At 71.0% G+C, this 25,734-nt stretch carries 22 protein-coding genes; 4 read left to right on the top strand and 18 right to left on the bottom strand.

The window, feature by feature from the left end:
* Positions 1–77: 77 nt before the first annotated feature.
* Positions 78–1,184 carry a LacI family DNA-binding transcriptional regulator gene (locus ACIOTO_RS18670; protein WP_400858972.1) on the bottom strand — a complete coding sequence of 369 codons (1,107 nt, stop codon included), beginning with the start codon at positions 1,182–1,184 and terminating at the stop codon, positions 78–80.
* Entirely contained in the window at positions 1,181–2,008 is an 828-nt protein-coding gene (gene rsmI, locus ACIOTO_RS18665) for a 16S rRNA (cytidine(1402)-2'-O)-methyltransferase (protein ID WP_400858971.1), read from the bottom strand. The genes ACIOTO_RS18670 and rsmI overlap by 4 nt, the downstream gene beginning before the upstream one ends.
* A 35-nt stretch (positions 2,009–2,043) precedes the next feature.
* On the opposite strand from rsmI, the gene ACIOTO_RS18660 reads away from it, so the two are divergent.
* Entirely contained in the window at positions 2,044–3,597 is a 1,554-nt protein-coding gene (locus ACIOTO_RS18660) for a dolichyl-phosphate-mannose--protein mannosyltransferase (RefSeq protein WP_400858969.1), read from the top strand.
* A 12-nt stretch (positions 3,598–3,609) separates the two neighbouring features.
* Here the strand turns inward: ACIOTO_RS18660 and ACIOTO_RS18655 are convergent, their stop codons facing one another.
* From ACIOTO_RS18655 to ACIOTO_RS18630, 6 genes are all read right to left on the bottom strand, one after another.
* On the bottom strand, positions 3,610–4,092 hold the full coding sequence (locus ACIOTO_RS18655; protein ID WP_029262641.1) for an Lrp/AsnC family transcriptional regulator: 483 nt from the start codon (positions 4,090–4,092) through the stop codon (positions 3,610–3,612).
* 3 nt (positions 4,093–4,095) lie between these two features.
* Positions 4,096–5,499: an amino acid permease gene (locus ACIOTO_RS18650; RefSeq protein WP_400858967.1), complete on the bottom strand. Its 1,404-nt coding sequence runs from the start codon at positions 5,497–5,499 to the stop codon at positions 4,096–4,098.
* On the bottom strand, positions 5,496–6,563 hold the full coding sequence (gene hisC, locus ACIOTO_RS18645) for a histidinol-phosphate transaminase (protein WP_400858965.1): 1,068 nt from the start codon (positions 6,561–6,563) through the stop codon (positions 5,496–5,498). The genes ACIOTO_RS18650 and hisC overlap by 4 nt, the downstream gene beginning before the upstream one ends.
* 162 nt (positions 6,564–6,725) lie before the next feature.
* A complete protein-coding gene (locus tag ACIOTO_RS18640; RefSeq protein ID WP_400858964.1) occupies positions 6,726–8,528 on the bottom strand; it encodes a thioredoxin domain-containing protein in 1,803 nt (600 codons plus the stop codon).
* Positions 8,529–8,532: 4 nt separating this feature from the next.
* Positions 8,533–9,261: a transcriptional regulator gene (locus ACIOTO_RS18635; RefSeq protein ID WP_400858963.1), complete on the bottom strand. Its 729-nt coding sequence runs from the start codon at positions 9,259–9,261 to the stop codon at positions 8,533–8,535.
* Positions 9,258–9,401 carry a hypothetical protein gene (locus tag ACIOTO_RS18630; protein WP_400858962.1) on the bottom strand — a complete coding sequence of 48 codons (144 nt, stop codon included), beginning with the start codon at positions 9,399–9,401 and terminating at the stop codon, positions 9,258–9,260. Before ACIOTO_RS18630 ends, ACIOTO_RS18635 begins: the two co-directional genes overlap by 4 nt.
* A gap of 125 nt (positions 9,402–9,526) precedes the next feature.
* Between ACIOTO_RS18630 and ACIOTO_RS18625 the strand changes: the two genes are divergently transcribed.
* A complete protein-coding gene (locus ACIOTO_RS18625; protein WP_372469345.1) occupies positions 9,527–10,507 on the top strand; it encodes an aldo/keto reductase in 981 nt (326 codons plus the stop codon).
* A 27-nt stretch (positions 10,508–10,534) separates the two neighbouring features.
* Here ACIOTO_RS18625 and msuE read toward each other — a convergent pair whose 3' ends face one another.
* From msuE to ACIOTO_RS18610, 3 genes are all read right to left on the bottom strand, one after another.
* A complete protein-coding gene (msuE, locus tag ACIOTO_RS18620; protein ID WP_029262645.1) occupies positions 10,535–11,104 on the bottom strand; it encodes an FMN reductase in 570 nt (189 codons plus the stop codon).
* A gap of 89 nt (positions 11,105–11,193) precedes the next feature.
* Entirely contained in the window at positions 11,194–12,030 is an 837-nt protein-coding gene (locus ACIOTO_RS18615) for an aldo/keto reductase (RefSeq protein WP_215070994.1), read from the bottom strand.
* Positions 12,027–13,256 (bottom strand): heparan-alpha-glucosaminide N-acetyltransferase domain-containing protein, encoded by a 1,230-nt coding sequence (locus ACIOTO_RS18610; RefSeq protein WP_400858958.1) that lies wholly within the window; start codon positions 13,254–13,256, stop codon positions 12,027–12,029. Before ACIOTO_RS18610 ends, ACIOTO_RS18615 begins: the two co-directional genes overlap by 4 nt.
* Positions 13,257–13,299: 43 nt before the next feature.
* On the opposite strand from ACIOTO_RS18610, the gene hrpA reads away from it, so the two are divergent.
* Positions 13,300–17,232 (top strand): ATP-dependent RNA helicase HrpA, encoded by a 3,933-nt coding sequence (gene hrpA / locus ACIOTO_RS18605; protein WP_400858957.1) that lies wholly within the window; start codon positions 13,300–13,302, stop codon positions 17,230–17,232.
* A 39-nt stretch (positions 17,233–17,271) separates the two neighbouring features.
* Positions 17,272–18,216: a zinc-binding alcohol dehydrogenase family protein gene (locus ACIOTO_RS18600; RefSeq protein WP_400858956.1), complete on the top strand. Its 945-nt coding sequence runs from the start codon at positions 17,272–17,274 to the stop codon at positions 18,214–18,216.
* Between the two features lie 22 nt (positions 18,217–18,238).
* Here the strand turns inward: ACIOTO_RS18600 and ACIOTO_RS18595 are convergent, their stop codons facing one another.
* From ACIOTO_RS18595 to ACIOTO_RS18565, 7 genes are read right to left on the bottom strand one after another with little or no spacing between them, the layout of a single operon-like run.
* Positions 18,239–18,847, bottom strand: coding sequence for an alkylhydroperoxidase domain protein (locus ACIOTO_RS18595; protein WP_400858955.1), 609 nt, complete (start codon positions 18,845–18,847; stop codon positions 18,239–18,241).
* Positions 18,844–19,461 carry a CMD domain protein gene (locus ACIOTO_RS18590; RefSeq protein ID WP_400858953.1) on the bottom strand — a complete coding sequence of 206 codons (618 nt, stop codon included), beginning with the start codon at positions 19,459–19,461 and terminating at the stop codon, positions 18,844–18,846. Before ACIOTO_RS18590 ends, ACIOTO_RS18595 begins: the two co-directional genes overlap by 4 nt.
* Positions 19,458–20,510, bottom strand: coding sequence for a putative FMN-dependent luciferase-like monooxygenase (locus ACIOTO_RS18585; RefSeq protein WP_400858951.1), 1,053 nt, complete (start codon positions 20,508–20,510; stop codon positions 19,458–19,460). Before ACIOTO_RS18585 ends, ACIOTO_RS18590 begins: the two co-directional genes overlap by 4 nt.
* Positions 20,507–22,138 (bottom strand): dipeptide ABC transporter ATP-binding protein, encoded by a 1,632-nt coding sequence (locus ACIOTO_RS18580; protein WP_400858949.1) that lies wholly within the window; start codon positions 22,136–22,138, stop codon positions 20,507–20,509. Before ACIOTO_RS18580 ends, ACIOTO_RS18585 begins: the two co-directional genes overlap by 4 nt.
* Positions 22,135–23,031, bottom strand: a complete 897-nt coding sequence (locus ACIOTO_RS18575) for an ABC transporter permease (RefSeq protein WP_400858948.1) — start codon at positions 23,029–23,031, stop codon at positions 22,135–22,137. The genes ACIOTO_RS18580 and ACIOTO_RS18575 overlap by 4 nt, the downstream gene beginning before the upstream one ends.
* Entirely contained in the window at positions 23,028–23,996 is a 969-nt protein-coding gene (locus tag ACIOTO_RS18570) for an ABC transporter permease (RefSeq protein ID WP_400858946.1), read from the bottom strand. Before ACIOTO_RS18570 ends, ACIOTO_RS18575 begins: the two co-directional genes overlap by 4 nt.
* Positions 23,997–24,012: 16 nt before the next feature.
* The gene (locus ACIOTO_RS18565) at positions 24,013–25,647 is read right to left on the bottom strand and encodes a TIGR04028 family ABC transporter substrate-binding protein (RefSeq protein ID WP_400859157.1); all 1,635 of its coding nucleotides are present in this window, start codon (positions 25,645–25,647) and stop codon (positions 24,013–24,015) included.
* Positions 25,648–25,734 lie beyond the last annotated feature (87 nt).

Below are 25,734 nucleotides of genomic sequence, written 5' to 3'. Positions count from 1 at the left end.
CCGCCTCAGTGATTGTAAGCGCATACATTTTTCGAAAGCAACCCCTTGACACCGGCGTGGCGCCGTGCCGCGGGGCGTCAGGAAGGGCGCTGCGAGCTCTCGCGAAGGAGGATCTGCAGCGGCAGGCGAGCCAGCACCGGCTCGGCATCCATGCTCTCCAGGCGCCGTGCGAGCACCTGGACGGCTGCGCGCCCGAGGTCGATCATGGGCTGGCGGATCGTGGTGAGCGGGGGGCGCGACAGCGCGGCCGCCTCGATGCCGTCGAACCCGGTCACGAGGATGTCCTCGGGCACGCGGATGTCGGCGCCGCGGAACACGTCGAGCGCGCCGAGCGCCATCTGGTCATTCGCGGAGATCAGCGCTGCCGGCGCGCCGGATGCGACGAGCTCCTCGGCGGCACGACGGCCCGAGCCGCGGGTGAAGTCGCCGCGGAGGACGGTCACGTCGTCGAGGGACCGGCCCGCGGCCGTCACCGCCGCCGCGAACCCCTCCCACCGCTGCAGGCCGTCCGGCGAGTCCTCGGGGCCGGCGAGGAAGGCCAGCGGCCCGTCCCCCACCTGGGCCAGGACATGCCGGGTCAGCTCGGCCATCGCCTCGGCGTTGCTCACGGTGACGTGGTCGTAGTGATCGCCGCGCGGCGGCCCGGAGAGCACCACGACCGGGATCCGCCGGGCGAGGCGCGCCAGCACGTCGTCGGGCACACTGCTCGCGAGCACCATGAGGCCGTCGACGCGGCCGGCCATGTCGCGCACCGTCGAGCGATCGGGATCGTCGCGTCCGACGCCGACCATGAGTACGAACCCCTGCTTCCACGCCTCCAGCTCCGCGCCGCGCAGCACCTCGTCGAGGAAGAGCATCGAGGTGTGTCCGTCATCGGCATCCGCGTCATCACGGACGATCGCGAACGGCGACGCATCGGCGTCGGAGAGCACGTCCAGCGGCGGAGCGTCTTCCGCGGCGTCGAACCCGGGGAAATACAGCCCGAGCACCCCGGTGCGGCGCTCCGCGAGACCTCGGGCACTGCCGCTGGGCACATAGCCCAGCGCGGACACGGCATCGAGCACGCGCTCCCGTGTGACCGGACGCACCGCATCCGGCGAGCGCAGCACGCGCGACACGGTGGCGATGGACACGCCGGCCCGATCGGCCACGTCGTACACGGTCGCCGCCTTGCTCACGGTCATGCCCCTCCGGAACGGGCGGCCAGCGCGGCCTGGTAGAGGTCTCGGGAGGAGAGGCCGGTGAGCGCGGCGACCTCGGACGCGGCATCCTTCAGGCGGATGCCGTCGGCGACGAGCTTCTGCACCTGGGCCAACGCGTCCTCCGGGGAGGCGTCGCGGCGGGAAGCACCCTCGACGACGACGACGATCTCGCCCTTGACGCCGTTCTCCGCCCAGGCGACCAGCTCGGATGCCGTGCCGCGGCGCACCTCTTCGTACAGCTTCGTGAGTTCGCGGCACACCGCGATCCGCCGCTCGTCGCCGAACGCCGCCCCCATGTCGGCGAGCGCGCTCGCGAGGCGGGCGGGCGACTCGAAGAAGACCATGGTGCGGGGTTCCGCGGCGAGCGCGCGAAGAGTCGAGCGGCGCTCCCCCGGCTTGCGCGGCAGGAATCCCTCGAACGTGAAGCGGTCGGTGGGGAGGCCCGAGATCGCAAGCGCCATCAGCACCGCACTCGGACCGGGGATCGCGGTCACCGTCACACCCTGGGCCACGGCCTCGGCGACTAGCCCGTAGCCGGGATCGCTGACGGTCGGCATCCCGGCGTCGCTCATCACGACGATGTCGGTCTCCGCCGCGAGGGCGGCGAGCTCTGCGGCCTTCTGCTTCTCGTTGTGGTCGTGCAGCGCGATCAGGCGCGGACGGTTGTCGATCTGCAGCGCCTTCAGGAGTCGCACCGTGGTGCGGGTGTCCTCCGCGACGACGACCTCGGCGTTCTCCAGCACCTCCACCAGGCGGCGGGACGCGTCGCCGAGATTTCCGATCGGAGTGGCGGCGAGGATGATCACCCGCCCAGCTTAGGCGGGTTGTCTAGGCTGGACCGGTGACCGCGCCCGTGCCCCTGCTCCCTGCCCCCGAGGCACGGCTGACGCGCTACGGGCGACTTCGCGACCGCGTGCTCCTCGATCCCGACTGGGGCCGCGCCATCCGATGGCTCGCCCCACTGGTCATCACCGCGCTGGCCGCGGTCCTCCGGCTGATCGGCGTCGCCCATCCGCACGAGCTGGCCTTCGACGAGACGTACTACGTCAAGGACGCCTGGTCGCTGTGGACCCTGGGCTACGAAGGCACCTGGGGCGACGGCGCGAACCAGGCGTTCCCGACCGGCGAGGATCTTCCGCTCTCCGACCAGGGCGCGTTCATCGTGCATCCGCCGCTGGGCAAGTGGCTGATCGCGCTGGGCATGGCGATCGGCGGCCCGGAGAACAGCGGCGGCTGGCGGCTGGCCACCGCGCTCTTCGGCACGGCATCCGTCTTGCTGGTGTACCTGATCGCCCGGCGCCTCAGCGGCTCGGTGGTCGTCGCGACCGTGGCCGGAACCCTGCTCGCGATCGACGGGCTCAGCATCGTGATGAGCCGCATCGCCCTGCTCGACGGCATCCTGACGTTCTTCATCCTGCTGGGCGTGCTGTTCGTGCTGATCGACCGGCAGCGGACGATCCCCGTGCTCGAGAGGCGCGACCCCGACGCGCCGGATCCGTTCTGGGGGCCCGTGCTGTGGCGCCGTCCGTGGCTGGTCGCCGCGGGACTCGCCCTGGGCGCGGCGTGCGCCGTGAAGTGGTCGGGACTCTATGTCCTCGCCGGCTTCGGGCTGTACGTCGTGATCACCGATGCGCTGGCCCGGCGCCGCGCCGGCGTGGTGCTGTGGCCGACCGCCGCCGCATTCCGCCAGGGGCCCGTCTCATTCGTACTGCTCGTCTTCCCCGCCCTCGCGGTGTACCTCATCAGCTGGACCGGCTGGCTCGTGACCGCCGGCGGCTATGACCGCAAGAGCGACACCAACCCCCTGCTCGCACTGTGGAAGTACCACGAGTCCATGCTCGGATTCCACGTGGGCCTGAGCCGCGGGCACCCCTATGCGAGCCCCGCGTGGGAGTGGCCCCTGCTGCTGCGTCCGACCGCGGTCTGGGTCGACCCCTCCCCCTCGGGTTGCGGCACGGATCACTGCATCGGCGTGATCTCCGCCGTCCCCAATCCGCTCATCTGGTACGGCGGGGTCGCGGCCGCCGTCTACCTGATCTATCGACTCGTGCGGAGCTGGATCACGCGGCAGCCGGTCGGTCCGGAGCTGACCGTTCCGCTCGTGGGCCTGGCGGTCACCTACCTGCCGTGGCTGATGTTCCCCGAGCGCACGATCTTCCAGTTCTACACGGTGGTGATGATGCCGTTCCTCGTGCTCGCCTTGGCGATGACGCTGAGGATCATCGCCGGAAAGCGGGAGGATCCGCTGTACCGGCGGCAGTCCGGCGAGCGCACGGTGATCATCTTCCTGACGTTCGTGGTGCTGGTCTCGGCGTTCTTCCTGCCGCTGTGGACCGGGATGAGCGTGCCGTACGAGTTCTGGCTGCTGCACAACTGGCTGCCCGGCTGGGTGTGAGGGTGTGAGGCACTAGGCGGGATCGTCCGTCGCGACGTGGTCCACCAGCGGGAGCACCCGCCCCGAGAGGTGGGTGCGCATCGCGATCGAGGAGGCCGTGCGGGCGACGCCGGGCACCAGCGCGACCCGGTCGAGCACCTCCTGCAGCCGCGTGGCATCCCGCGCGACCAGCCGCAGCTGCATGTCGCTGGCGCCCGTGACGGTGTGCATGTCGACGATCTCGGGCACCGCGTCCGCCAGGGCCGTCGCCACCTCGTCGTGCCCGACCTTCTGATCGATCTCGACCAGGCAGAAGGCGACCACGCCGTAGCCGAAGCCGGCCGGGTCCACGCGCGGCACGATCGCCTCGATCACCCCGCCCTCGTGCAGGCGCGCGAGACGGCTCGTCGCAGTGCCGCGGGCGATCCCGAGCCGCCGCGCGACTTCCAGGATCGGCAGCTGCGGGGACTCGGTGAGCAGCCGGATGAGCTGGGCGTCGAGGCGATCGATGCGCATCGGCTACTCCCGCGGCACGCCGGCCCGCGCGTATCCCCTGGTCGCGCGGGCGACGAGGAGGAGCACACCGGTGAGGGCGAGGGTCAACAGGAGCTGGATGCGCGCTGCCTCATCGACCATCGCGAGCGCGATCACCGCGGCGAGCAGCACCAGGCACAGCCACGACAGCCACGGGAAGCCCCACATCCGCATCGGCATCTCCTCGCCCGTGCGATCCGCGCGGGTGCGGAGGATGATCTGCGCGACCGCCGTGGCCGTCCAGATCACGAGCAGCGTCGAGCCGACCACGTTCAGCAGCGCGGGGAGGACCACATCGGGGAAGGCCCAGTTGAGTCCGACCGTCACGAAGCCGAAGGCGACCGAGGCCAGCACGGCGACGAACGGCACGCCCTTGAGGCTGGTGCGGGTCGCTGCCAGCGGGGCGAGTCCGCGCTCCCCCAGCGAGTACGCCATGCGGGAGGCACCGTAGATGTTGGCGTTCATGGCCGACAGCAGCGCGACGATCACGATCAGGTCCATCACGAGACCGACGCCGGGCACGTTCAGGGTCTCGAGCACCGCCGAGAACGGGCCGTCCTTGACCGCGGGATCGTTCCACGGCAGTACCGCCACGATCACGAAGATCGATCCGACGTAGAAGACGAGGATGCGCACGAGCACCTCGCGCACGATGCGGCGGATGTTGTGTGCGGGGTCGTTCGACTCGGCGGCGGCGATCGCGACGACCTCGGTGCCTCCGAACGCGAACACCACGATGAGCAGGGCGCCCGCGATGCCGGCGATGCCGTTCGGGGCGAAACCGCCGTTGTCGACGAGGTTCGCGATGCCGGTCGCGGGCACGCCGGGGATGAGTCCGACGATCGCGCACACGCCCACGATGAGGAAGGCGATGATCGCCGCGACCTTGATGGCCGCGAACCAGAACTCGAAGCGGCCGTAGTTGCGCACCCCGAACAGGTTCACGGCGGTGAGCGCCACGACGAAGATCAGCACCCACACCCAGGCGGGGATGCCCGGCGTCCAGTTGGCCACGATGGCGCCGGCGCCCGTCGCCTCGGCGGCGATCACGACGACCAGCTGGATCCAGTAGAGCCATCCGACCGCACTGCCGGCGCTGCGGCCCATCGCCTTCTGGGCGTAGGAGCTGAAGGCGCCGGAGCTCGGTCGCGCCGCGACCATCTCGGCCAGCATCGCCATCACGAGCACGACGATGCCACCGGCCACGAGGTACGAGACCAGGACGGCGGGACCGGCGATGCTGATCGCCTGGCCCGAACCGACGAACAGGCCGGCGCCGATCGCGCCGCCGAGCCCCATCATCGAGATCTGGCGGCGGGTCAGCCCCGGGTGCAGACCCTTGGTGGTCGTCGTGGTGGGCGGGAGTTCTGTCGCGCGGTCGCCGGTCACGCGCCGACCTCCACGCGCTCTGCTGTGAGCGCCTGCTCGACGCGGTCGATGTCGGTCGGAGAGCCGGAGGAGATGCGGATCCCCTCGCCGGCGAAGGCCCGGGCGACCACGCCGCCGGCCTGCAGCAGTTCCTCGAGCTCCGCCGTGCGGTCACCCGACGGCACCCAGACGAAGTTCGCCTGCGATCGGACGGCGGGCCAGCCGGCCGCGGTGAGCACATCGTGCAGGCGGTCGCGTTGCTCGATCACCTCGCCGATGCGTACCGCGAGCTCGTCTTCGGCATCCAGCGAGGCAAGGGCCGCCGTCTGGGCGAGGTCGGTCACACCGAACGGCACGGCGACCTTGCGCTGGTTCTCGGCGACGGCGACGGGGGCGATCGCGTAGCCGATGCGCAGCCCGGCGAGCCCGTAGGCCTTGGAGAACGTGTGCAGGACGGCCACGTGCGGATGCCGACGGAACAGCTCGATGCCGGCGCCGCGGCTCGCGGTCGTGTCGAAGTGCACGTACGCCTCATCGATCACCACGAGCACGTCGTGCGGCACGGCGGCGACGAAGCGCTCCAGCTCGTCGGCGCCGACCACCGTTCCGGTCGGGTTGTTCGGGTTGCACACGAAGATCAGCCGCGTCTGCGGGGTGATCGCGGCGAGCATCGCGTCGAGGTCGTGCGCGTGATCGGCATCGAGGGGCACGGCCACCGGTGTGGCCCCGGCGATGCGGACCAGCGAGGGATACGCCTCGAACGACCGCCAGGCGAAGATCACCTCATCCCCGTCGCCGGCCACCGCGTGGATGAGCTGGGAGGCGATCTCGACCGAACCCGCACCGACGGTGACCTCGGCCGGGTCGACACCGTAGCGGGCAGCGAGCCGTTCGCGGAGGCCTGCCGCGCTCATGTCGGGATAGCGATTGATGCCGTCGACCCGATCGCGCACGGCCTGGGCGACCGAAGGAAGCGGCGGATGCGGCGACTCGTTCGAGGAGAGCTTCGACGCACCGGCCGGGGCGGAGCGCCCCTGACGGTACGCGGGAACGGCGTCGAGTCCGGCGCGGGTGGGGAGAGGCATCGTCAGAGCATCCTTGCTGTGATCGCGGGTGGGGTCGCGCAACAGTAGAACGGATGCCCGGCACTGAGCAATCGGTGCACCGAATGCTGCGCAACCCGCGCAACCGGACGGAGTTTGCGTGCCAATTGCTGTGCAGATTGTGCACCCGCACCAGCGCTGGGGTCAGCGCGCGATCGAGACCGCCGCCGGGTCGCTCACCGGCAACCGGCACACGAACGCGCGGCAGTCGTAGGCGCGTTCGGCGGACGCATCCTTGCCCTCGAACAGCTCGAACCCGGCTTCGGCGAACGCCTGCGCCTGCACGGGGCTCACGACGGCGATGACCTCGGCGTCCGCACCGCGGGCGGCTGCGGCGAGGGTGCCCACGCGGTCGGCCGTGATCACGACCACCTGGCGGGGCGGGAGGGCGAGGCCCGCTGCCACCCGCAGCAGGGTGCCGTGGGCGAACGGCTGCTCCAGCGACCGCGACGCGAGAGCGCTCACGGTCGCGGCTGCGGCCTCGCGGTACCGGTCCCCCGCCCCCAGCCACCACGCGGTGAGCGCGGCTCCCGCGACCGCGGCGGCATCCGAGGGCAGGTCGCCATCGGTCTGGTCGGGCGAGGTCGCGATGCCCTGCGCCGAGAGCAGCGGATCGTCGCCGCCGGTGCCGGCGAGAGCGTCGTCGAGGACGCCGCGTGCCGTGACAGCCCACTCCGCCTTCCCCGTCGCGAGGGCGAGGGCGAACAGGCCGTCGGCGAGGAGTCCGAGATCGGCGGGGGTCGCCACTGCGGCGGATGCGCGGCCGTCGAGCGAGGTGCGCACGAGCGCGCCGGCGGCATTCCGGTTGACCCGCAGCACATGGTCGGCGGCGGCAGCGGCGGCATCGATCCAGGCCCGCTCGCCGAATGCCGCACCCGCCCGGGACAGCGCGCCGATCGCCAGGCCGTTCCACCCGGTGATCACCTTGCCATCGACAGCCGGCGGCTCCAGGTCCGCGCGGTCGACGACCGGACGAAGGTAGTAGCCGCCCTCGCTGCGGGCGCCGTCGATCGTCGACTCGGAATCCTGCGCGGCTCCGAACCCTCCGCCGTCGCGACGGAGCACGTCGATCAGGAAGGCGGCGATCCCGCGCACGGTCGACTCGTCCCCCGCGTCGAGCGCGATGTCGAGCAGCTGCGCGTTGTCGGTGAGCATCCGCTCGTAGTGCGGCACCGTCCAGTCGCGCTGGGTGGCGTATCGGAAGAAGCCGCCGTCGGCGTCGCGGAGGTCGGACCCGGCCATCGCGGCGAGCGCCCGTGCCGCCGACGCCGCGGCCTGCGGAGCGCCCTCCCGCACCAGCGGATGCTGCAGGAACCGCAGCGTCGTGGCGACGGGGAACTTCGGGGCCCCGCCGAAACCTCCGTACACGCGGTCCTCCCGTTGCGCGATCGTCTCCGCCGCTGTCGCGATCGCCACCACGTCGGGCAGGTCCGAGGGTGTGGACTCCGCCGCGCGGGCGAGGGCGTCGGTCACGGCATCCGCCGACTCCTCAGCCTGCTCGCGCCGCACGGTCCATGCCTCGCGCACTGCGGCGAGCACGTCGCGGAAGCCGGGCATCTGGCCACGGGCTTCCGGCGGCCAGTAGGTGCCGGCGTAGAACGTGCGCCCCCGCGGCGTCGTGAAGACCGTGAGCGGCCAGCCGAGGTTCTGCGTGAAGGCGGAGGCTGCGGCCATATAGGCGCCGTCGACCTGCGGATGCTCTTCGCGGTCGACCTTCACCGCGACGAAGCCCTCGTTAATGAGGGCGGCAGTATCCGGATCGGCGAAGGACTCCCGCGCCATCACGTGGCACCAGTGGCAGGTCGAGTAGCCGATCGAGATCAGCAGCGGCACGTCGCGGCGCGCGGCCTCCGCGAACGCCTCTTCGCCCCACGGGTGCCAGTCGACGGGGTTGTCCTGATGCTGACGGAGATACGGGCTGAGCGTGTCGGCGAGCCGGTTGGTCATACGGCTATCCTCTCGCCTCCGCCGCTGTCTCGGTCAGGTTGGCGAGAAGCTGTAACCGGTCTCGACTGGCGGAACCCGGCTCCGCGGAGAACACGATCATCTGCAGCCCGCGGTCGGACGCGAGATCCATCGCCTGGTACGTGAGGTCGAGGTCGCCGACGACCGGGTGATGGATCGTCTTCAGGCCCGCGCGGTGTTCGCGGACGTCGTGAGCTCCCCAGAGCTTCCGGAAGAGATCGCTGCGGGTGGACAGCTCGCCGACGAGGTCGCTGAGCCTCCGGTCGTATGGAGAACGGCCCGCCTCGGTACGCAGCACGGCGACGATCTGCCGCGTCTGGGCGTCCCAGTCCCGGTAGAAGGTCTGCGCGCGGGACTCGAGGAAGATGAAGCGCGCGGCATTCGCGGGTGCAGGAGCACCGTCGAGCATCTCCGAGAAGAGAGCGCGTCCGAGTGCGTTGGTCGCGACGGCATCCAAACGGCCGTTCTGCACATAGACGGGGACCGTGGACATCGCATCGATCGTCTGTCGCGTGGCAGCGGAGACCTGGACTGCCCGCGCCGGACGCTCGCTCTGTCGCGGACGTGCGCCCGCATTCGCGGCGCGGATCAGGTCGTGCAGGTGCGCATGCTCGGCCTCGTCGAGGCGCAGCGCGCGGCTGACGCCGTCGATGACGGCATCCGACACGCCCTTGGCCTGACCACGTTCGAGGCGCTTGTAGTACTCGGGACTCATCCGGCCACGAGGGCTACCTCTTCCCGACGCAGCCCCGGCACGCGGCGACGTCCGCCGAAATCCGGCAGGCCCACCTCCTCGGGGGTGAGTCTCGCGCGCCTCGTCGTGAGGAAGTCGCTGATGGCGTCCGGAGTGTCCATGCGATCGAAACTACGCCGAACCGGACACGCGAGGGGGTCCCTGCGGGGGCACCCATAGACAGGGCCGCGCTCGATCCGGAGAAAGCGGCTTTGCTCGAAGCACGGAACACTGACGAAGGAACGACATGAAGAACGCACATCTGGGGAGCCTCGAAGTCTCCCGCATCGGCCTCGGCGCGATGACCATGGCCGGCACCTACACGACAGGTGGTGGTCTCGACCATGACGAATCCACCCGCACCATCCACCGCGCGCTCGACCTCGGGGTGACACACATCGACACCGCGGAGATCTACGGTCCCTACCTCAGTGAGGAGATCGTCGGCCGTGCGATCCGCGACCGCCGCGATCAGGTGAGGATCGCGACGAAGTTCGGGCTCGTCTCGCACGCCGATGGCGGTCCCGGCGTGATCGACAGCTCACCGGAGAACGTGAAAGCCGCAGTGGAAGGGTCGCTGCGTCGCCTCGGCACCGACCGAATCGACCTCTACTACCAGCATCGGGTCGATCCGAACACGCCCATCGAGGACACTGCCGGCGCCGTCGCCGATCTCATCGCCGAGGGCAAGGTCCTTCATTTCGGGCTCTCAGAGGCCTCGGCGCAGACGATCCGGCGGGCGCACGCCGTGCAGCCGGTCTCGGCACTGCAGACCGAGTACTCGCTGTGGACTCGCGACGTGGAGGAGGAGATCCTGCCTGTTCTCCGTGAGCTCGGCATCGGCTTCGTCCCGTACTCCCCGCTCGGGCACGGTCTGCTGACAGGGCAGCTTCACTCTCCCTCCGACATCCCCGACGACGACTGGCGCAAGACGAACCCGCGGTTCGTGGGCGAGAACTTCGAGCGGAATCTGCGTCTCGTGGACGAGGTCCGTGCGATCGGTGCCGAGATCGGCGCGACTCCGGCGCAGACGGCGCTGGCGTGGATCCTCACCCGGGGAGATGACATCGCGCCGATCCCCGGCACCCGTCGGGTGGCGCGCGTGGAGGAGAACGCTGCCGCCGACACCGTGGAACTCAGCACGGATCAGGCCGAGCGCCTTTCGGCGCTCGAACCCGCGGCGGGTGCGCGACACGACGAGGCCAACATGGGCACCATCGATCAGTGACCCGCGGCGTTGGAGCGAGTCCGTCGGTCAGCCGACGAGAAGCTCGACGGGACGCGAGGCCGCGTAACCCACGAGCGGCAGGGCACGCTCGGCGGCCAGAGAGATGCGCGCCTGCAGCACATCCGAGGCGATCTCGTAGCCGTCGAAGTCGGTGTTGCTCGCGTAGACGCCGACCGGGAGGGTGAGCGCCTGGAAGAACGCGAACAGCGGCCGCAGCTGGTGCTCGATGATCAGCGCGTGCTTCTCGCCGCCGCCGGTCGCCGCGAGCAGCACGGGCTTTCCCACCAGGTCGTACTGCCCGACGAAGTCGAAGAGGTGCTTGAAGAGTCCGGTGAACGAGGCCCGATAGACGGGGCTGCCCACGATCAGCAGGTCGGCCGACTCGATGGCCTGCAGCTGCGCCTCGACCTCCGGCGGCAGCTGGTCGCGCTGGAGCGCGCCCGCGAGGCCCGGGCCGATCTGCGTGAGCTCGATGAGCTGCGACTCGACCTCGGCGCGCTCGGCGACGGCGGCCGTGATCGCGCGGACGAGGGCGGTCGTCTTGCTCGGCTCGTGCAGGGATCCCGACACGGCCACGACGCGGAACGGAGCTGTCATGCCTCGAAGTTACTCACGACGACGCCCCGTGTCGCGCGGAGCGACACGGGGCGTCATGTAGGCCCGGGGGCCCGATCCGATGACCGGGGTCAGTTGACCTCGTCCGGGTGCGAGCCGACGCGGCCCGAGCCGTCGAGCGGGTCGAGGGCGTCGATCGCGGCGATCTCGGCATCCGTCAGCTCGAAGCCGAAGACGTCGAGGTTCTCGCGCAGGCGCTCGGCGCGCACCGACTTCGGGAACACGATGATCCCCTTCTGCAGGTGCCAGCGCAGCACGGCCTGCGCGGGGGTGACCCCGTGCGCGGCCGCGGCATCCGCCACCGCCGGGGTGCCGAACAGGTCGTACTTGCCCTGCCCGAGCGGACCCCAGGCCTCGATCTTGATGCCGTGCTCGCCGGCCCAGGCGACCACGTCGCGCTGCTGGTAGGCCGGGTGCAGTTCGATCTGGTTCACCGCCGGCACCACGCCGGTCTCTTTCACCACGCGCTCGAGGTGCGGCACCAGGAAGTTCGAGACGCCGATGCTGCGGGTGAGTCCGGCCTCGCGCAGCTCGATGAGCTTCGTGAACGCGTGCAGGTAGTCGCCGATCGCGGGGGCCGGCCAGTGCACCAGGTACAGGTCGACCTTCTCGAGGCCGAGCTTGTCGAGGCTCTCGCCGATGGCCGCACGCGGCTCGTCGCCGTGGTGACGGTCGTTCCAGAGCTTGGTCGTGATGAACAGCTCGTCGCGGGCGATGCCGGACGCGGCGATCGCAGCGCCGACGCCCTCTTCGTTGCCGTAGATGGCGGCGGTGTCGATGTGGCGGTAGCCGATCTCGAGCGCCTCGCTCACCGCGCGCTCGGTCTCTGCCGGCGGCACCTTGAAGACGCCGTAGCCGAGCTGCGGGATGGAGTTGCCGTCGTTCAGTTCGAGTGCAGGAATGCTCATCCCTCCAGCCTATGACCGGCGTCCGACGTCGAGGCCGGGGATGAGGAAACAAGTGCCATCGCGGCCGCCCCACGGCCGACCAGCCGTTCCAGCGGCCCTCGGCCGAAGAACATCGACCAGAGCGTCGTCACGGCCAGCAGCCCGATGGCGGTCGCGGCCCAGAACTCGTTGCTGGAGAAGAATCCGCCGGGCCCACCGAACAGCACGATCGACAGCACGTGCGCACTGTATGCCGTCAGCGGCATGGAGCCCAGCGCGCCCAGCGGCAGCAGCACCCAGCGCAGCGGTCGGCTGAGCAGCAGGCACAGGGCGATGACGGTCAGCGCGAAGCCGCCGGAGCCGAGTACCTCGGCCGTGCCACCGCTGTGCGGCTCGACCGCGAACACCGCCGCGAGCACGGAGCCCAGCGGATCGGACGCTTCCAGCGCCTGCGGATACCCCTCCCACCCGTTCGGCATCGAGACGTCGAAGGAGCTCTCGCTGAACGAGGAGCCGTCGACGAACGAGGAGCTGCTGTATTCCGCCGGTGTGCTGAGGCCCGCAGCCTGACCGATGCCGCCGAGGCCGTAGCCGACCACCGCGAGCACGATGCCGACCGCGAGCGCGATCACGGCGGTGCGCACACGCTCGACCTGCATCCGCCCCAGAGCCATGCCGCCGAGCACGAGAGCCAGCCACACCGTGATCGGGTAGGTGCCGTAGAGCACGAAGCCGATCCCGGTGCCGAAGGGATGCAGCATCACGGCTCCGAGGAACGCCAGCAGCGCCGGGCCGACCAGCGCGAGCACGGCCGCACCGAGCAGCAGCTGCCACGGGCGCCACCGGAGGAACGGGATCACCGCGACATAGAGGATGCCGTAGAGCGTGAGGATCACGGCGATCGGAGTGTTCAGCATCTCCAGCGCCAGTCCGATGAGGAAGATCACTGCCCCGCGCCCGACGAGGTTCAGGCGGATGCTCGGGAGGCGCTCGCGCTCCGGCAGCACGCTGCGTCCGGTCATCAGCGCGATGGACACTCCGGCGAGCAGCGCGAACAGGATCGACGACCGCCCGTGCACGAGGTCGGTCCACGTCGCCGGGTCCATCCACTCGAACGCCTCGGTCTCGCCGATGTGCGCGCCGGCCATGCCGAGGATCGCCAGCCCACGAGCGACATCCAGTCCGAGGATGCGCGGCGGGCGCCCGAACTCGCGGAACCAGCGGACGGGGGCTGCAGCGGTGATCACCAGATGATCGTAGGGGGCGAATCCCGTCATACGATGGAGGGCTATGTCCTCCCCCGTGATCTCCTACCCTCCGGAGCTGCCCGTCAGCGCTGCCCGAGGCGAGATCGGCGACGCCATCCGCGACCACCAGGTCGTGATCGTCGCGGGCGCCACCGGGTCGGGCAAGACCACCCAGCTTCCGAAGATCGCGCTCGAGCTCGGGCGGGAGCGCATCGCGCACACCCAGCCGCGTCGGCTCGCCGCGCGGACGATCGCGGAGCGGGTCGCGGAAGAGCTCCAGGTCGAGCTCGGCACGCTCGTCGGCTACAAGGTGCGCTTCACCGACAAGGTGTCGGACGCCACGCGCATCGCGCTGATGACCGACGGCATCCTGCTCAACGAGATCCATCGCGATCGACTGCTCACCCGGTACGACACGATCATCATCGATGAGGCGCACGAACGCTCCCTCAACGTCGACTTCCTGCTCGGCTACCTGGCCCGCATCCTCCCGGAGCGCCCCGACCTCAAGGTGATCATCACCTCGGCGACGATCGACCCGGAGAGCTTCGCGAAGCACTTCGCCGCGGCGGATGGCACACCGGCGCCGATCATCGAGGTCTCGGGCCGCACGTATCCGGTCGAGATCCGCTACCGCGGGCAGGTCGAAGACGGGGACGACGAGGACGCACCGGCCGAGCCGGAGGACGAGGTCTCGGCCATCGTCGCCGCCCTGCGCGAGCTCGACCGCGAGGCGCCGGGCGATGTGCTCGTGTTCCTCCCCGGCGAGGCCGAGATCCGGGATGCGGCCGACGCCGTGCGCGGCGCCTATGCGAACGACCGCGCCCCCACCGAGGTGCTCCCCTTGTTCGGCCGGCTCTCCGCCGCCGACCAGCACCGCGTGTTCGAGCGCAGTCGGGTGGCAGGCGTCCGCCGTCGCGTCATCCTCGCCACCAACGTCGCCGAGACGAGCCTCACGGTGCCCGGCATCAAGTACGTCATCGACACCGGCACCGCGCGCATCTCCCGCTACAGCAACCGGTCCAAGGTGCAGCGACTGCCGATCGAGGCGGTGTCACAGGCCTCGGCGAACCAGCGATCCGGCCGCGCCGGCCGCACCAGCGACGGCATCGCGATCCGCCTCTACTCGGAGGAGGACTACGACCGGCGCCCGGAGTACACCGAGCCCGAGATCCTGCGTACCTCGCTCGCCTCCGTGATCCTGCAGATGCTGTCGCTCGGATTCGGCGACATCACCGCATTCCCGTTCCTCACCCCGCCCGACTCGCGGGGCGTGAAGGCGGCCTTCGACCTGCTCACCGAGCTCGGTGCGGTCGAGCCGTCCCGTCGCGACGGGTCGCCGCACCTGACCCGCACCGGTCGCGACATCGCACGCATGCCGATCGACCCGCGGTTCGCGCGGATGCTGATCGAGGCGGGGCGCGGGGGCTCGGCCGGCACCGTGACCCGCGATGTGCTCGCGATCGTCTCGGGCATGACGATCCAGGATGTGCGCGAGCGCCCGGAGGAGCGCCGCGAGGAGGCCGACCGCCTGCACGCCCGGTTCGTCGACCCGACCAGTGACTTCCTTACCCTGCTGAATCTGTGGAACCACCTGCGCGAGCAGCAGCGCGAACTCGGATCCAGCGCGTTCCGTCGTCTGTGCCGCTCGGAGCACCTCAACTACGTGCGAGTGCGCGAGTGGTTCGACGTGCACCGCCAGCTGCGCACGCTCGTGAAGACGCCCGACCGCGCCGGCGACGACACCGGCACGAGCGACCCGGACGCCATCCACCGCGCCCTGCTGTCGGGACTCCTGTCGCAGATCGGCCTCCTCGACGAGCGCACTGCGCCCGCCGGCAAATCGCACTCCCCCGCGAAGGAGCCGAAGGGCCGTCGCATCGCGGAGTACCGGGGAGCCCGCGGCATCCGCTTCTCGATCTTCCCCGGCTCGGGACTGCGCAAGAAGAGTCCGCGCGCGGTGATCGCGGCCGAGATCGTGGAGACCTCCCGCACGTTCGCGCGCACGGTCGCCGCCATCGACCCGGCGTGGGCCGAACCGCTCGCCGGAGACCTCGCCAAGCGCCAGGTGACCGAGCCGCACTGGTCGAAGGATGCCGGCGCCGCCGTCGCGTTCGAGAAGGTGACGCTGTTCGGCCTCGAGATCATCCCGCGTCGCCGTGTGCAGTTCGCCCGCATCGACCGGGCCGCCTCGCGCGAGCTCTTCGTGCGCCATGCACTCGTCGAGGGCGAGTGGGACCCGACACGGATCGACAAACGGGTGAGCGCGTTCTGGCGCAGCAACGCCGAGCTGCGCAAGCGCCTCGAGAAGCTGGAGGAGCGCGAGCGCCGCCGCGACATCCTCGCCGGCGACGAGGCCGTCTTCCGGTTCTACGACGAGCGCATTCCCGCCGACGTGTTCGACGTGCGGTCGTTCGAGAGCTGGTGGCGCGAGGCGATGGCCGCGACGCCGAAGCTGCTCGTGATGCGCGAGAGCGACCTGATCGACGACGAGGAGCGTGCCGACCAGCGCGAGTTCCCGACGCGGTGGACGCAGGGCGACCAGGTGCTCGGCCTCGCGTACCGGTTCGAGCCGGGTGCCGACGACGACGGTGTGAGCGTGGTCGTGCCGCTGCCGCTGCTCGCGCAGCTCGAGGACCGCGGCTTCGACTGGCAGGTTCCGGGCCTGCGCGCCGAGCTCGTCACCGGGCTGCTGCGCGCGCTGCCCAAGGCCATCCGCCGTCACGTCGTGCCCGCCGCGGACTGGGCCGAGAAGTTCGGCGCCGAGCTGGCCGAGCAGGGCCCGGAGTCGCACGGCGGCCTGCCGCCGCGCACACTCAAGGAGGCGCTGGCCCGGCTCATCCAGCCGCTCGCGAACCAGCTCGTCTCGGCCGCCGACTTCGACGACGAACGAGTGCCGCCGCACCTGCGCATGAACTTCCGTGCGGTCGACGAACGCGGCCGGGTGGTCGGCTCGGGTCGCGACCTGCGGGCGCTGCAGGCGCAGCTCTCCGACCGGGCGCGCAGCAGCGTGGCCCGCTCGATCGCCGCGCCGCCGAAGTCCGGCGCCAAGGGTGCCCGCAACGGCGCTGAGCGCGGTGGTGCCAAGCGCGTCGCTGCCGCACCGATCGAACAGACCGGCCTCACGGCGTGGACCTTCGGCGACCTGCCCGAGGTGCTCGACACCCGCGTCGCCGGCGGCGTCGTGCGCGGCTACCCGGCGATCGTCGACCAGGGCAAGACCGTGTCGGTGCGCGTCGAATCGACCCCGGATGCCGCGGCCGCCGCCACCCGCGACGGCGTGCTGCGGCTCGTGCTGCTGGGCGTCCCCTCCCCCTCGTCGTACGTGCAGGAGCACCTGACGAGCCAGGAGAAGCTCGCCCTCGCCGCCTCGCCGTACCAGTCCGCCGCCGCCCTCATCGAGGACTCCCGCGCGGCCGTGGCGCGGCAGGTCATCGAGCAGACCGCACCGGGCGGCATCGTCCGCAGCGAAGCCGACTTCACCCGGGTGCGCGACGCCGTCTCGGGCGTGCTGGTCGATCAGCTCTTCGCGTGTGTCTCACTGGTGGCCCGCATCCTGACGAAGTCGCGCGATGTCGAACGCGGCATCAAGTCGCAGAACTCGCTCGCCCTGCTCGGCCCGCTGAACGACATCCGCACACAGCTGAGCGGCCTGCTGCATCCGGGCTTCGTCTCCGCGGCCGGAGTCGACCGTCTCGCGCACTTCCCGCGCTACCTCGAAGGCATGCTCGACCGGCTGAAGACGCTCGGCAGCGAACCGGGCAAGGACCGCGCGCGCATGACCGAGTACGAGCGGATGGCGAAGGCGTTCGAGGATGCGGGCGGCACGATCCCCCTTCCGTCCGATGCTCCCCCCGCGCTCGTCGAGGTGCGCTGGCTGCTCGAGGAGTACCGCGTCAGCGTGTTCGCGCAGCGCCTCGGCACCGCGCAGCCGGTGTCGCCGCAGCGCATCATGAAGGTGCTGTCCGGACGCTGATCCGCGACGACGGGCGTGTGGCGCGGGTAGCCTGAATCCATGGCACGCGCGATCGTCTACACCGAGTTCGGCTCCCCCGATGTCCTGCACCTGATGGAGATCCCCGATCCCGTCGCGGCCCGCGGCGAGGTCGTGGTGCGCATCGAGGCAGCGGGAGCGAACCCCATCGACGCCAAGCTGCGGAGCGCCAAGCGGCCGTCTCCCCCGATCACCGAACCGCGTCCGGTCGGGTTCGACGGGGCCGGCGTGGTCGAGCTGCTCGGCGAGGGCGTCGACGACTTCGCGGTCGGCGACCGCGTGGCGATCCGCGACGCGCACGGCACCTACGCCTCGGCGATCGCGATCTCCACCGAGAAGCTTGCGAAGCTCCCCGACTCCGTCACGACCGCCGAGGGGGCGGCGATCGGGATCCCCGCGGGCACCGCGTACCAGTCGCTGCGCTCGCTCGGGGTCACCGAGGGCGACGTGCTGCTCGTGCACGGCGGCTCCGGCTCGGTCGGACAGGCCGCCGTGCAGTTCGCGGTGGCCTGGGGCGCGACCGTGATCGCGACGGCGAGCCCCGCCCGCCACGACCAGCTGCGCGAACTCGGCGCGATCCCCGTGGCCTACGGCGACGGTCTGCTCGACCGCGTGCGCGACGCCGCCCCCGAGGCCGTCACCGTGGCCCTGGACTGCGCCGGCACCGACGAGGCGATCGAGACCTCCCTCGCACTCGTCGCCGACCGCGACCGGATCGCGACGATCGTGCGCGGACCGGATGCCGCGTCCTTCGGCATCCGCGCCTTCTCCGGCGGCTCCCCCGTGCCCCTGACCGCGGAGGAGCTCGCCTGGCGCGCCGAAGCGTTGGCCGAGACGGTCGCCCTCCTCGACGCCGGTGACTTCGTGATCGAGCTCGGCCCCCAGCTGCCGCTGACCGAGGCGGCGCAGGCCCATGAGCTCATGGAATCCGGCGCCGCCTCGGGCAAGATCATCCTCGTCCCCTGACGGCGAGGTGCCGTAAGAGCGGTCAGGCCGGAGCCACCGGCCGTCCGATCGACAGCATCAGCCGGTTGGCCCAGTTGAAGAACGCGGCGCCGTGGATGAGGTCCGAGATCTCCAGGTCGTCGAGTCCGGCGGCGCGCAGCCGGACGATCTCGTCCTCGCCGAACGCGTTCGGGGTGTCGGTGAGGGCGACGGATGCCGCGACGACGGCGTTCCAGCGCTCGCCGAGGTCCGCATCCAGGCCCTCGTCGAGCAGCAGGTCGACGTCGTCTGCGCGCTTGCTGTGGTGCGCGGCGAAGCGCGAGTGCACCGACGCGCAGAACACGCAGCCGTTGCGGCGGGAGGCCGCGGTCGCGGCGAGCTCTCGGTCGGCTCGCGGCAGACCCTCCGCGGCGTTGTAGAAGATGTCTTTGTCGACCCGGGTGCGGGCCTTCAGCACCTCGGGGTCGCGGGCCAGCAGGCGGAAGTAGTCGTTCTTCGCGCGAGCCGCATCGACGAGGCCGTCGTAGTGCCGCTCCGTCAGCTCCTCCTCGGCGAGGGGCTCGAGGTGCGGGACCCATCCGACCTCGCCGCGGGTGAACGCGTGCGGGTGCGGGGCGTCGTCGTGCCGGAGCACGCTCTGTTCGGCGGTCATGCGGCCTCCTCCTCGGAGATCTCGGCGGTCAAGCCCGCAGCGGCGAGCACACGGAGCCCGGTGACGACGCGCTGCTGGAAGGCGAGGAACGACACCAGCTGCGACAGCGTCACGATGCCGTCCGCCGACCAGCCCGCGTCGAGCAGGCGACCGAGGTCGGCGCCCGAAGCCTCGCGGGGGCGGAACACCAGGAGGTGCGTGTGCGCGAGGGCGGCGGCGAGGCGCTCACCCACCGCGGCGATGACAGTCTCGGACGGGACATAGCGCGCCCCGTCGGTGTTCTCGGCCTGCAGCCCGAGCTCGGTGTAGGCGCCGAAGGGTCCGGTGGTCGCCGCCCGGGAGGCCTCCGCGAGCACGACGGCCGCGCGCTGGGCGTCGGCCTCCTGCGCACGACCGGCGTAGAACTCGGCGGTCGGGTCTTCGGCTCCGGCGAGACCGGTGGCGAAAGCGGCCACGAGTTCGCGTTCGGCTTGCGAGACGTGCTCCGTGCTCACCGGCTGGAAGAGGGCGTCGAAGCTCGCCTGCAGCTGCTCCCTGGTCACCGGACGGCGACGGCGCAGGGCATCGAGCTCCGGCGTCACCTCCGCGATCCGGTCCACGATGTCGTCGGTCATGCGTTCTCCTTGAGGGTGAGGTTCTGGTCGGTACTGGTTCGGGGCGGGGTCGGGGTCAGCGCGTAGCCGAGGGCCGGGGCGACCTCGTCGGCGAAGAGCGCGATCGAGCGCAGCACGTGCTCGTGCGGGGCGTCGACCGAGTGCACCTGGAACGCCACCTCGGTCGCGCGGGCGAGGGTGGTGTCGGCGGCGAGCGATTCCGCCACCTGCTCCGGCGTGCCCAGGTGCGTGTCGAGCGCGGCGATCAGCTCGTCGATGCTGTCGCCCGGGATGGTCTGGCCCTGACGGCGGAAGCCCTCGGCCGCCCGGCGCAGACCGACCTCGGCGAAGCGCAGCGCCTCGGCACGGTCGTCGGCCACGAACACGGTGCGCGAGGCGGTGATCCGCGGCGCCACCCCCTCCGGCAGCGCTTCGAGGTACGCGTCGATGATCGGATCCTGCAGGGCAGACAGGGGCGCGTGCAGCCGGTCGGCACTGCGCGGCTGCGTGCGAGACAGGAGCAGCCCGTGCCCGTGGATGCCGGCACGGTGTCCGCCCGGCGCCGAGAAGGTCGCCTGCCAGACACGGTCGGCGAGATCTCCGGCATCCGGGTAGAGGGTGTTGCCCGCCCCGACGTCACGGCCGGCGAGAGCGTCGAGCAGTGTCCGCAGCTTCCGGTCGTAGGTCGGCGCCTTGCCGCGCACGTCCTCCCCGAACGGCACGAACGACGAGGGCGTGCCGCCGCTGCCGAGTCCCAGATCCACGCGCCCCCGGGAGAGCAGATCGGCGACCACGGCGTCCTCCGCCACCCGCACGGGATCCTCCAGCGGCAGCGTGATCACCCCGGTGCCGAGGCGGATGTTCGAGGTCACGGCGGCGACGTTCGCGAGGAACACCAGCGGCGACGGCAGCCCGCCCTCGGCCGCATGGAAGTGGTGCTGCGCGACCCACGCCCGTCCGATGCCGTGTCGCTCGGCCTGCTGAATCTGCGCGGTCGCGAACGCATATCGCTCGGCAGGAGCGGCGTCGTCGAGCAGTCGGGTGAAGAAGGCGACGGTGGGGGTGGTCATACGACGGTCTCCGTTCGTCCCGGTACTGCGGCCAGCAGCTCCCGGGTGTAGTCGTGCTGCGGGTCGCGGAAGAGGTCTTCCGTCTGCCCCTCCTCGACGATCCGGCCGCGGCGCATCACCGAGACCGTGTGGCTGATCCGCCGCACCACCGCGAGGTCGTGCGAGATGAACAGGTAGGTGAGCCCGAGTTCGGCCTGCAGGGAGGTGAGCAGCTCGAGGATGCGGGCCTGCACCGTGACGTCCAGCGCCGACACCGCCTCGTCGAGCACCACGATGTCGGGGTCGATCGCCAGCGCGCGGGCGATCGCGACGCGCTGCCGCTGTCCGCCCGACAGCTCACGCGGGGTGCGCCGTGCCACCTCGGCGGGGAGTGACACCCGGTCGAGGAGGGCGAGAGCGCGCTCGCGGCGCTCGGTGCGACTGCCGACGCCGAAGTTCACCAGCGGCTCGGCGACGATCTCCGCGATCTGCTGGCGCGGGTCGAGCGAGGCGAACGGGTTCTGGTAGACGAGCTGGATGCGTCGGCGGAGCACCCGCAGTTGCTCGCGCTTCGCGTGGGTCACGTCGTCGCCGTCGACCTCGATCGTCCCGGCATCCGGTTGGTGGAAGCGGGTGACGAGTCGTGCCGTCGTGGTCTTGCCCGAGCCCGACTCCCCCACGAGCGCATGTGTGGTGCCCTTGCGCACCCGGAACGACACGTCGTCGACGGCCCGGAAGCGCTCGCGCCCCGCGACGCGGAACTCCTTCACGAGTCCGTCGGCGACGATCGCCCAGGGGTTCTCGGCGGCGACCGCCGCGGCATCGCGCAGGAACGGCGGGGCGTCGGGCCGACGGAAACCCGTCGCGAACGCCGGAGCGTCGGCGAGCAGCTGCTTCGTGTACGGGTCGGCCGGTGCGGCGAGCACCGCCTCGCTGGAGCCCTGCTCGACGATGCGACCGTCTTTGAGCACGACGAGCCGCTCGGCCCGGTCGGCCGCGACACCGAGGTCGTGGGTCACGAGCAGGATGCTGGTGCCTTCCTCGCGCTGCAGCTCGTCGAGCAGGTCGAGCACCTTGCGCTGCACCGTGGCGTCGAGCGCGCTGGTCGGCTCGTCGGCGATCAGGAGCCGCGGCCGCAGGGCGATCGCCGTCGCGATCAGCACGCGCTGACGCATGCCGCCCGAGAGCTCGTGCGGATACTGGCGCGCCCGCAGGTCGGGGTCGTCGATGCCGACCCGGTCGAGCAGCTCGATGGCCCGTGCCCGTCGCGACCGGCGGTCCCGGTGCCCGTGCAGACGGAGGATCTCCTCGACCTGCGCACCGATCGTGCGCACGGGGTCGAGCGAGGTGGTCGGATCCTGCGGCACGAGACCGATCTCGGGTCCGCGGATGCCGCGCAGCGCACGGTCGGACCACCCCGAGATGTCGAGGTCGCCGAGCAGTACCCGCCCGCCGTCGACGCGGCCGCCTTCGGGCAGCAGCCCGAGCAGGGCGTGCGCGGTGGTGGACTTGCCCGAACCCGACTCCCCCACGAGCGCCAGGGTCTCGCCCTCGGCGATCTCGAACGAGACGCCGTGCACGACTTCGCGGCGGCGGTCCTTGTCCCCGTAGGAGACCCGGAGGTCGGTGGCGGAGATGACGGTGCTCACTTCGCGCTCCTTCCGATGCGGTGGCTGATCCGGTTGGCGCTGAGGACGACGACGACCACGACGAGACCGGGGAGGGCGGTGAGCCACCAGGCGGTCCCCACGTAGTTGCGGCCGTCGGCGATCAGCAGGCCCCACTCCGGCGTGGGCGGCGGCGCACCGTAGCCGAGGAACCCGAGCGTCGAGATCGCGAGGATCGCGGTGCCGAACTGCAGTGCGGCGAGCGCGACGATCGGGGTCAGTGAGTTCGGCAGCACGTGCCGGCGCAGGACCGTGAAGAACGTGCCGCCGCTGCCGAAGGCCGCTTCGACGTACTCGGTGCGCCGCACACGGGCGACCTCGGCACGCATCAGCCGGGCGAACGCGGCGACGCTGCCGAGACCGACCGCGATCGCGGCGTTCACGGTGCCGAAGCCGAGCAGGATGATGACGGTGAGGGCGAGGAGCAGTCCCGGGATCGCGAGCAGCACGTCGACCACACGCATCAGCACGTCGTCGACCACACCCTCGACGGCACCGGCGATCGCACCGATCAGCGTGCCGAGGGCGAGGCCGACCGTGACGGCGATGAGCGCTCCCGAGAGCGAGTGCACCGCGCCGTGCACGACCCGGCCGAACAGGTCGCGGCCGAGGGTGTCGGTGCCGAACCAGTGCGCGGCACTCGGCGCGAGCAGCTTGTCGGCCGGGACGCCCGTGAGCGGGTCGCCGGGGGCGAAAACCCCGGGGATGACGGCCCAGAGCACGGCGAGCGCGACGACCGCGTAGGCCAGGTACAGGCCCCAGGCGCGGCCGCGCAGTCGGCGGCGAGGGGCCTTCTCGGTCTCGGTCGCGGCCGGATGCGCGGGCGCGGCCGGGTCGGGCCCGACCACGGGATCGATGATCACGGGAGCGGTCATGCGGTCGCCTCCTGGAGTGCGCGGGGCGCCGAGGCGCGGGCGACGGTGCGTTGGCGGGGGTCGATGAGCGGGGTCACGAGGTCGACCGCGAAGCTGATGATCACGAAGCCGAGGGCCGACAGCAGCACGACGCCCTGCAGCACCGGGATGTCCTGGTTCGCCACGGCCTGCTCGGTGAGGCGACCGATGCCCGTGCGGCCGAACACGGTCTCGGTCACCACGGCCCCGCCGACGAGCTCGCCGAACAGGACACCGGCGATGGTCAGGGTCGGCACGGCGGCGTTCCGGGCCACCGAACGGGTGAGCACCCACAGCGGCGGAGCGCCCTTCGCCCGCACCACCGTGACGAACGGCTGCGCCTGCACCTGGTCGATCGCGCGCACCAGCACCTGGGCCAACGGGGCCGAGATCGGCACGGCGAGGGTGAGCACCGGCAGGACGAGCCCGGCCACCGGGTCGGCCCCGACGATCGGCACCCATCCGAGCCCGAACGAGAACACCTGGATGAGGAGGATGCCGAGCCAGAAGACCGGCACCGCCACGAACAGCCCGGGCACCTGGCGCAGACCGTCGCGCAGCCAGGCGAACGGCGCGAGCGAGGAGAGCCCGGCGATGAGGATGGCGAGGATCAGCGCCACGATGAGTCCGAGCGACGCGAGCAGCAGCGTCGCGGGGAGGGCCTCGCCCAGCATCGTCAGCACCGGGGTGCCGAACTGGGTCGAGAACCCGAAGTCCCCGGCGAGGAAGCCGAGGCCCGCGTGCACGTACTGCTCCCACCACGGCAGGTCTGCGCCGTAGGTGGCGCGGATGCTGTCGAGCTGGTCCGGCGACAGCCCGAGGCTGGGGTCGGAGAACTTGATCAGGATCGCATCACCCGGCAGCAGCTGCAGCAGGAAGAAGGTGGCCGTGAAGGCCGCGATCAGAACGATCGCGGCCTGCCCGGCTCGTCGGAGGACGAAGCTCATCGTGTCACCGGCGCTCTCAGTGCTCGGCGAGCCAGACGCCGGAGAACGTCGGACGCCCCACCGACTCGAAGGCGACGCCCTGCACGTAGGTCGCGGTGCCGTACACCTGCGGCTCCTCGAACAGCGGGATGACATAGGCCTGCTCGGCGATGTAGTCCTGCACGGCCTGCGAGGCGGCGATGCGCTTGTCGGAGTCGGGCTCGGAGGCCACGGCGAGCAGCAGCTCGTCGAGCTTCGCGTCCTTCGAGATCAGCACGTCGCGGTTCTTCGTGAAGTACTGGCTCTTGATGACGTCGAGGTCCGCGCGTCCGACCATCGAGTGGTAGAAGCCGGTCTTCAGCGGATCGCGGGTGTCTTCGGCCGCGCTGCCGGCGTCGCCGGGCTTGACCGAGAGCTCCACACCGACCTTCGCCAGCTGCTGCGCGACGAGCTCGAGCGTCTGCTTCGACAGCGGCTGCGGCTTGGCCTCGTAGACGGTGATCGACAGGCGCTCGCCGTCCTTCTCGCGGATGCCGTCGGAGCCGGGCTCCCAGCCCGCCTCGTCGAGCAGCTCCTCGGCCTTGTCGGGGTCGTAGGCGTAGTGCGCGGACTCGTCCTTGTAGCCGACGGCCTGCGAGGAGAGCACCGACGTCGCCACCGGGTAGTTCTCGGTGAAGAGCGTGTCGACGACCTCCTTCGCGTCCACGGCGGCGACGAGCGCCTGGCGCACACGGATGTCGCCCAGCAGCGGGTTCTCGGGTCGCAGAGCGATCGAGTTGTTCACGCCGCGGGTCTGCGGGGCGTAGAGCGTGAAGCCGGCGCCTTCGACGCGGTCCTCGTCGAACGCCTGCACGTAGCGGACGTAGTCGGCCTGACCCGCGAGCAGCGAGCCGATGCGCACCGAGTCCTCGGGGGTGATGAGCACGTGCACGGCGTCGAGGTAGGGGCGGCCGTCGTTGTCGACGCTGTCGGGGCCCCACTCGTAGTCGTCACGGGCGGTGAGCGTGTACTCGGTGCCGAGCTTCTCGTCGGTGACGGTGAAGGGGCCGGATCCGATGATCTCGGCCGCGTTGCCCGCGCCGAAGTCCTCGATCGTGCCGTCGAGCGTCGCAGGCGACAGCAGGCCCGAGTTGATGGTCGAGGTGGCCTGCAGGAACCCGGGCGACGGCGCACTGAAGTGGAACGTCACGGTGTCCTCGTCGACGACCTCGCTGCTGGCGTAGTTGTTGATCGCCTCCGAGACCGTGAGGCCGCGCTCCGCATCGCCCAGGCCGTACGTGTCGAAGTTCTTCGCGACGGCCGCGGCATCGAGCACCGTGCCGTCCGAGAACGTCACGTCGGGGTTCAGGTCGAACGTGTACTCGGTGGCATCCGCGTTCACGGTCCAGTCCGAGGCGATCCACGGCTCGATCTCGAGCGTCTCCGGGTTCTGCCACGTCAGGCGGGCGGCGATGTTGTTGACGATGCCGCCGTTCGGGTAGAAGCCGGCCTGCGGCGGGTACAGGTTCGTGTACGCCTGGTGCTCGAGGTAGGTGAGCGTGCCGCCGGTGACCGGGTCGCCGCCCTCGGCGGGGGCGTTCGCAGGAGCGGGCGAGGAGGCGCAGGCGGCGAGGCTGCCCGCGAGGACGAGCGGGACCGCGATGGCGGCGGCACGGATGAGACGGCGGTTCATGCGGAGGGTCTCCTGGGCTTCGGGTGTCGGGATGTGTTCACGGTAGGAATCGGAGTGGCCGTGCCGCGAGGCGGCGGACACCGGGTG

The organism is Microbacterium sp. NPDC087592 (genome assembly GCF_044743585.1).
GTDB lineage: Bacteria > Actinomycetota > Actinomycetes > Actinomycetales > Microbacteriaceae > Microbacterium.
The sequence above is the reverse complement of the archived record's forward strand: the minus strand, read 5'-3'. Positions and strand labels throughout refer to the sequence as shown.

What these genes read in the sequence shown, in the direction of transcription:
- ACIOTO_RS18655 (WP_029262641.1), bottom strand. Translation starts at nt 4,092, where the DNA reads ATGCGCATCGATCGCCTCGACGCCCAGCTCATCCGGCTGCTCACCGAG.
- ACIOTO_RS18670 (WP_400858972.1), bottom strand. Translation starts at nt 1,184, where the DNA reads ATGACCGTGAGCAAGGCGGCGACCGTGTACGACGTGGCCGATCGGGCC.
- ACIOTO_RS18635 (WP_400858963.1), bottom strand. Translation starts at nt 9,261, where the DNA reads ATGAGTCCCGAGTACTACAAGCGCCTCGAACGTGGTCAGGCCAAGGGC.
- hisC (WP_400858965.1), bottom strand. Translation starts at nt 6,563, where the DNA reads ATGCCTCTCCCCACCCGCGCCGGACTCGACGCCGTTCCCGCGTACCGT.
- ACIOTO_RS18595 (WP_400858955.1), bottom strand. Translation starts at nt 18,847, where the DNA reads ATGACCGCCGAACAGAGCGTGCTCCGGCACGACGACGCCCCGCACCCG.
- ACIOTO_RS18575 (WP_400858948.1), bottom strand. Translation starts at nt 23,031, where the DNA reads ATGACCGCTCCCGTGATCATCGATCCCGTGGTCGGGCCCGACCCGGCC.
- ACIOTO_RS18630 (WP_400858962.1), bottom strand. Translation starts at nt 9,401, where the DNA reads ATGGACACTCCGGACGCCATCAGCGACTTCCTCACGACGAGGCGCGCG.
- ACIOTO_RS18600 (WP_400858956.1), top strand. Translation starts at nt 17,272, where the DNA reads ATGGCACGCGCGATCGTCTACACCGAGTTCGGCTCCCCCGATGTCCTG.
- ACIOTO_RS18615 (WP_215070994.1), bottom strand. Translation starts at nt 12,030, where the DNA reads ATGAGCATTCCTGCACTCGAACTGAACGACGGCAACTCCATCCCGCAG.
- hrpA (WP_400858957.1), top strand. Translation starts at nt 13,300, where the DNA reads ATGTCCTCCCCCGTGATCTCCTACCCTCCGGAGCTGCCCGTCAGCGCT.
- ACIOTO_RS18590 (WP_400858953.1), bottom strand. Translation starts at nt 19,461, where the DNA reads ATGACCGACGACATCGTGGACCGGATCGCGGAGGTGACGCCGGAGCTC.
- ACIOTO_RS18565 (WP_400859157.1), bottom strand. Translation starts at nt 25,647, where the DNA reads ATGAACCGCCGTCTCATCCGTGCCGCCGCCATCGCGGTCCCGCTCGTC.
- msuE (WP_029262645.1), bottom strand. Translation starts at nt 11,104, where the DNA reads ATGACAGCTCCGTTCCGCGTCGTGGCCGTGTCGGGATCCCTGCACGAG.
- ACIOTO_RS18570 (WP_400858946.1), bottom strand. Translation starts at nt 23,996, where the DNA reads ATGAGCTTCGTCCTCCGACGAGCCGGGCAGGCCGCGATCGTTCTGATC.
- ACIOTO_RS18640 (WP_400858964.1), bottom strand. Translation starts at nt 8,528, where the DNA reads ATGACCAACCGGCTCGCCGACACGCTCAGCCCGTATCTCCGTCAGCAT.
- ACIOTO_RS18585 (WP_400858951.1), bottom strand. Translation starts at nt 20,510, where the DNA reads ATGACCACCCCCACCGTCGCCTTCTTCACCCGACTGCTCGACGACGCC.
- ACIOTO_RS18625 (WP_372469345.1), top strand. Translation starts at nt 9,527, where the DNA reads ATGAAGAACGCACATCTGGGGAGCCTCGAAGTCTCCCGCATCGGCCTC.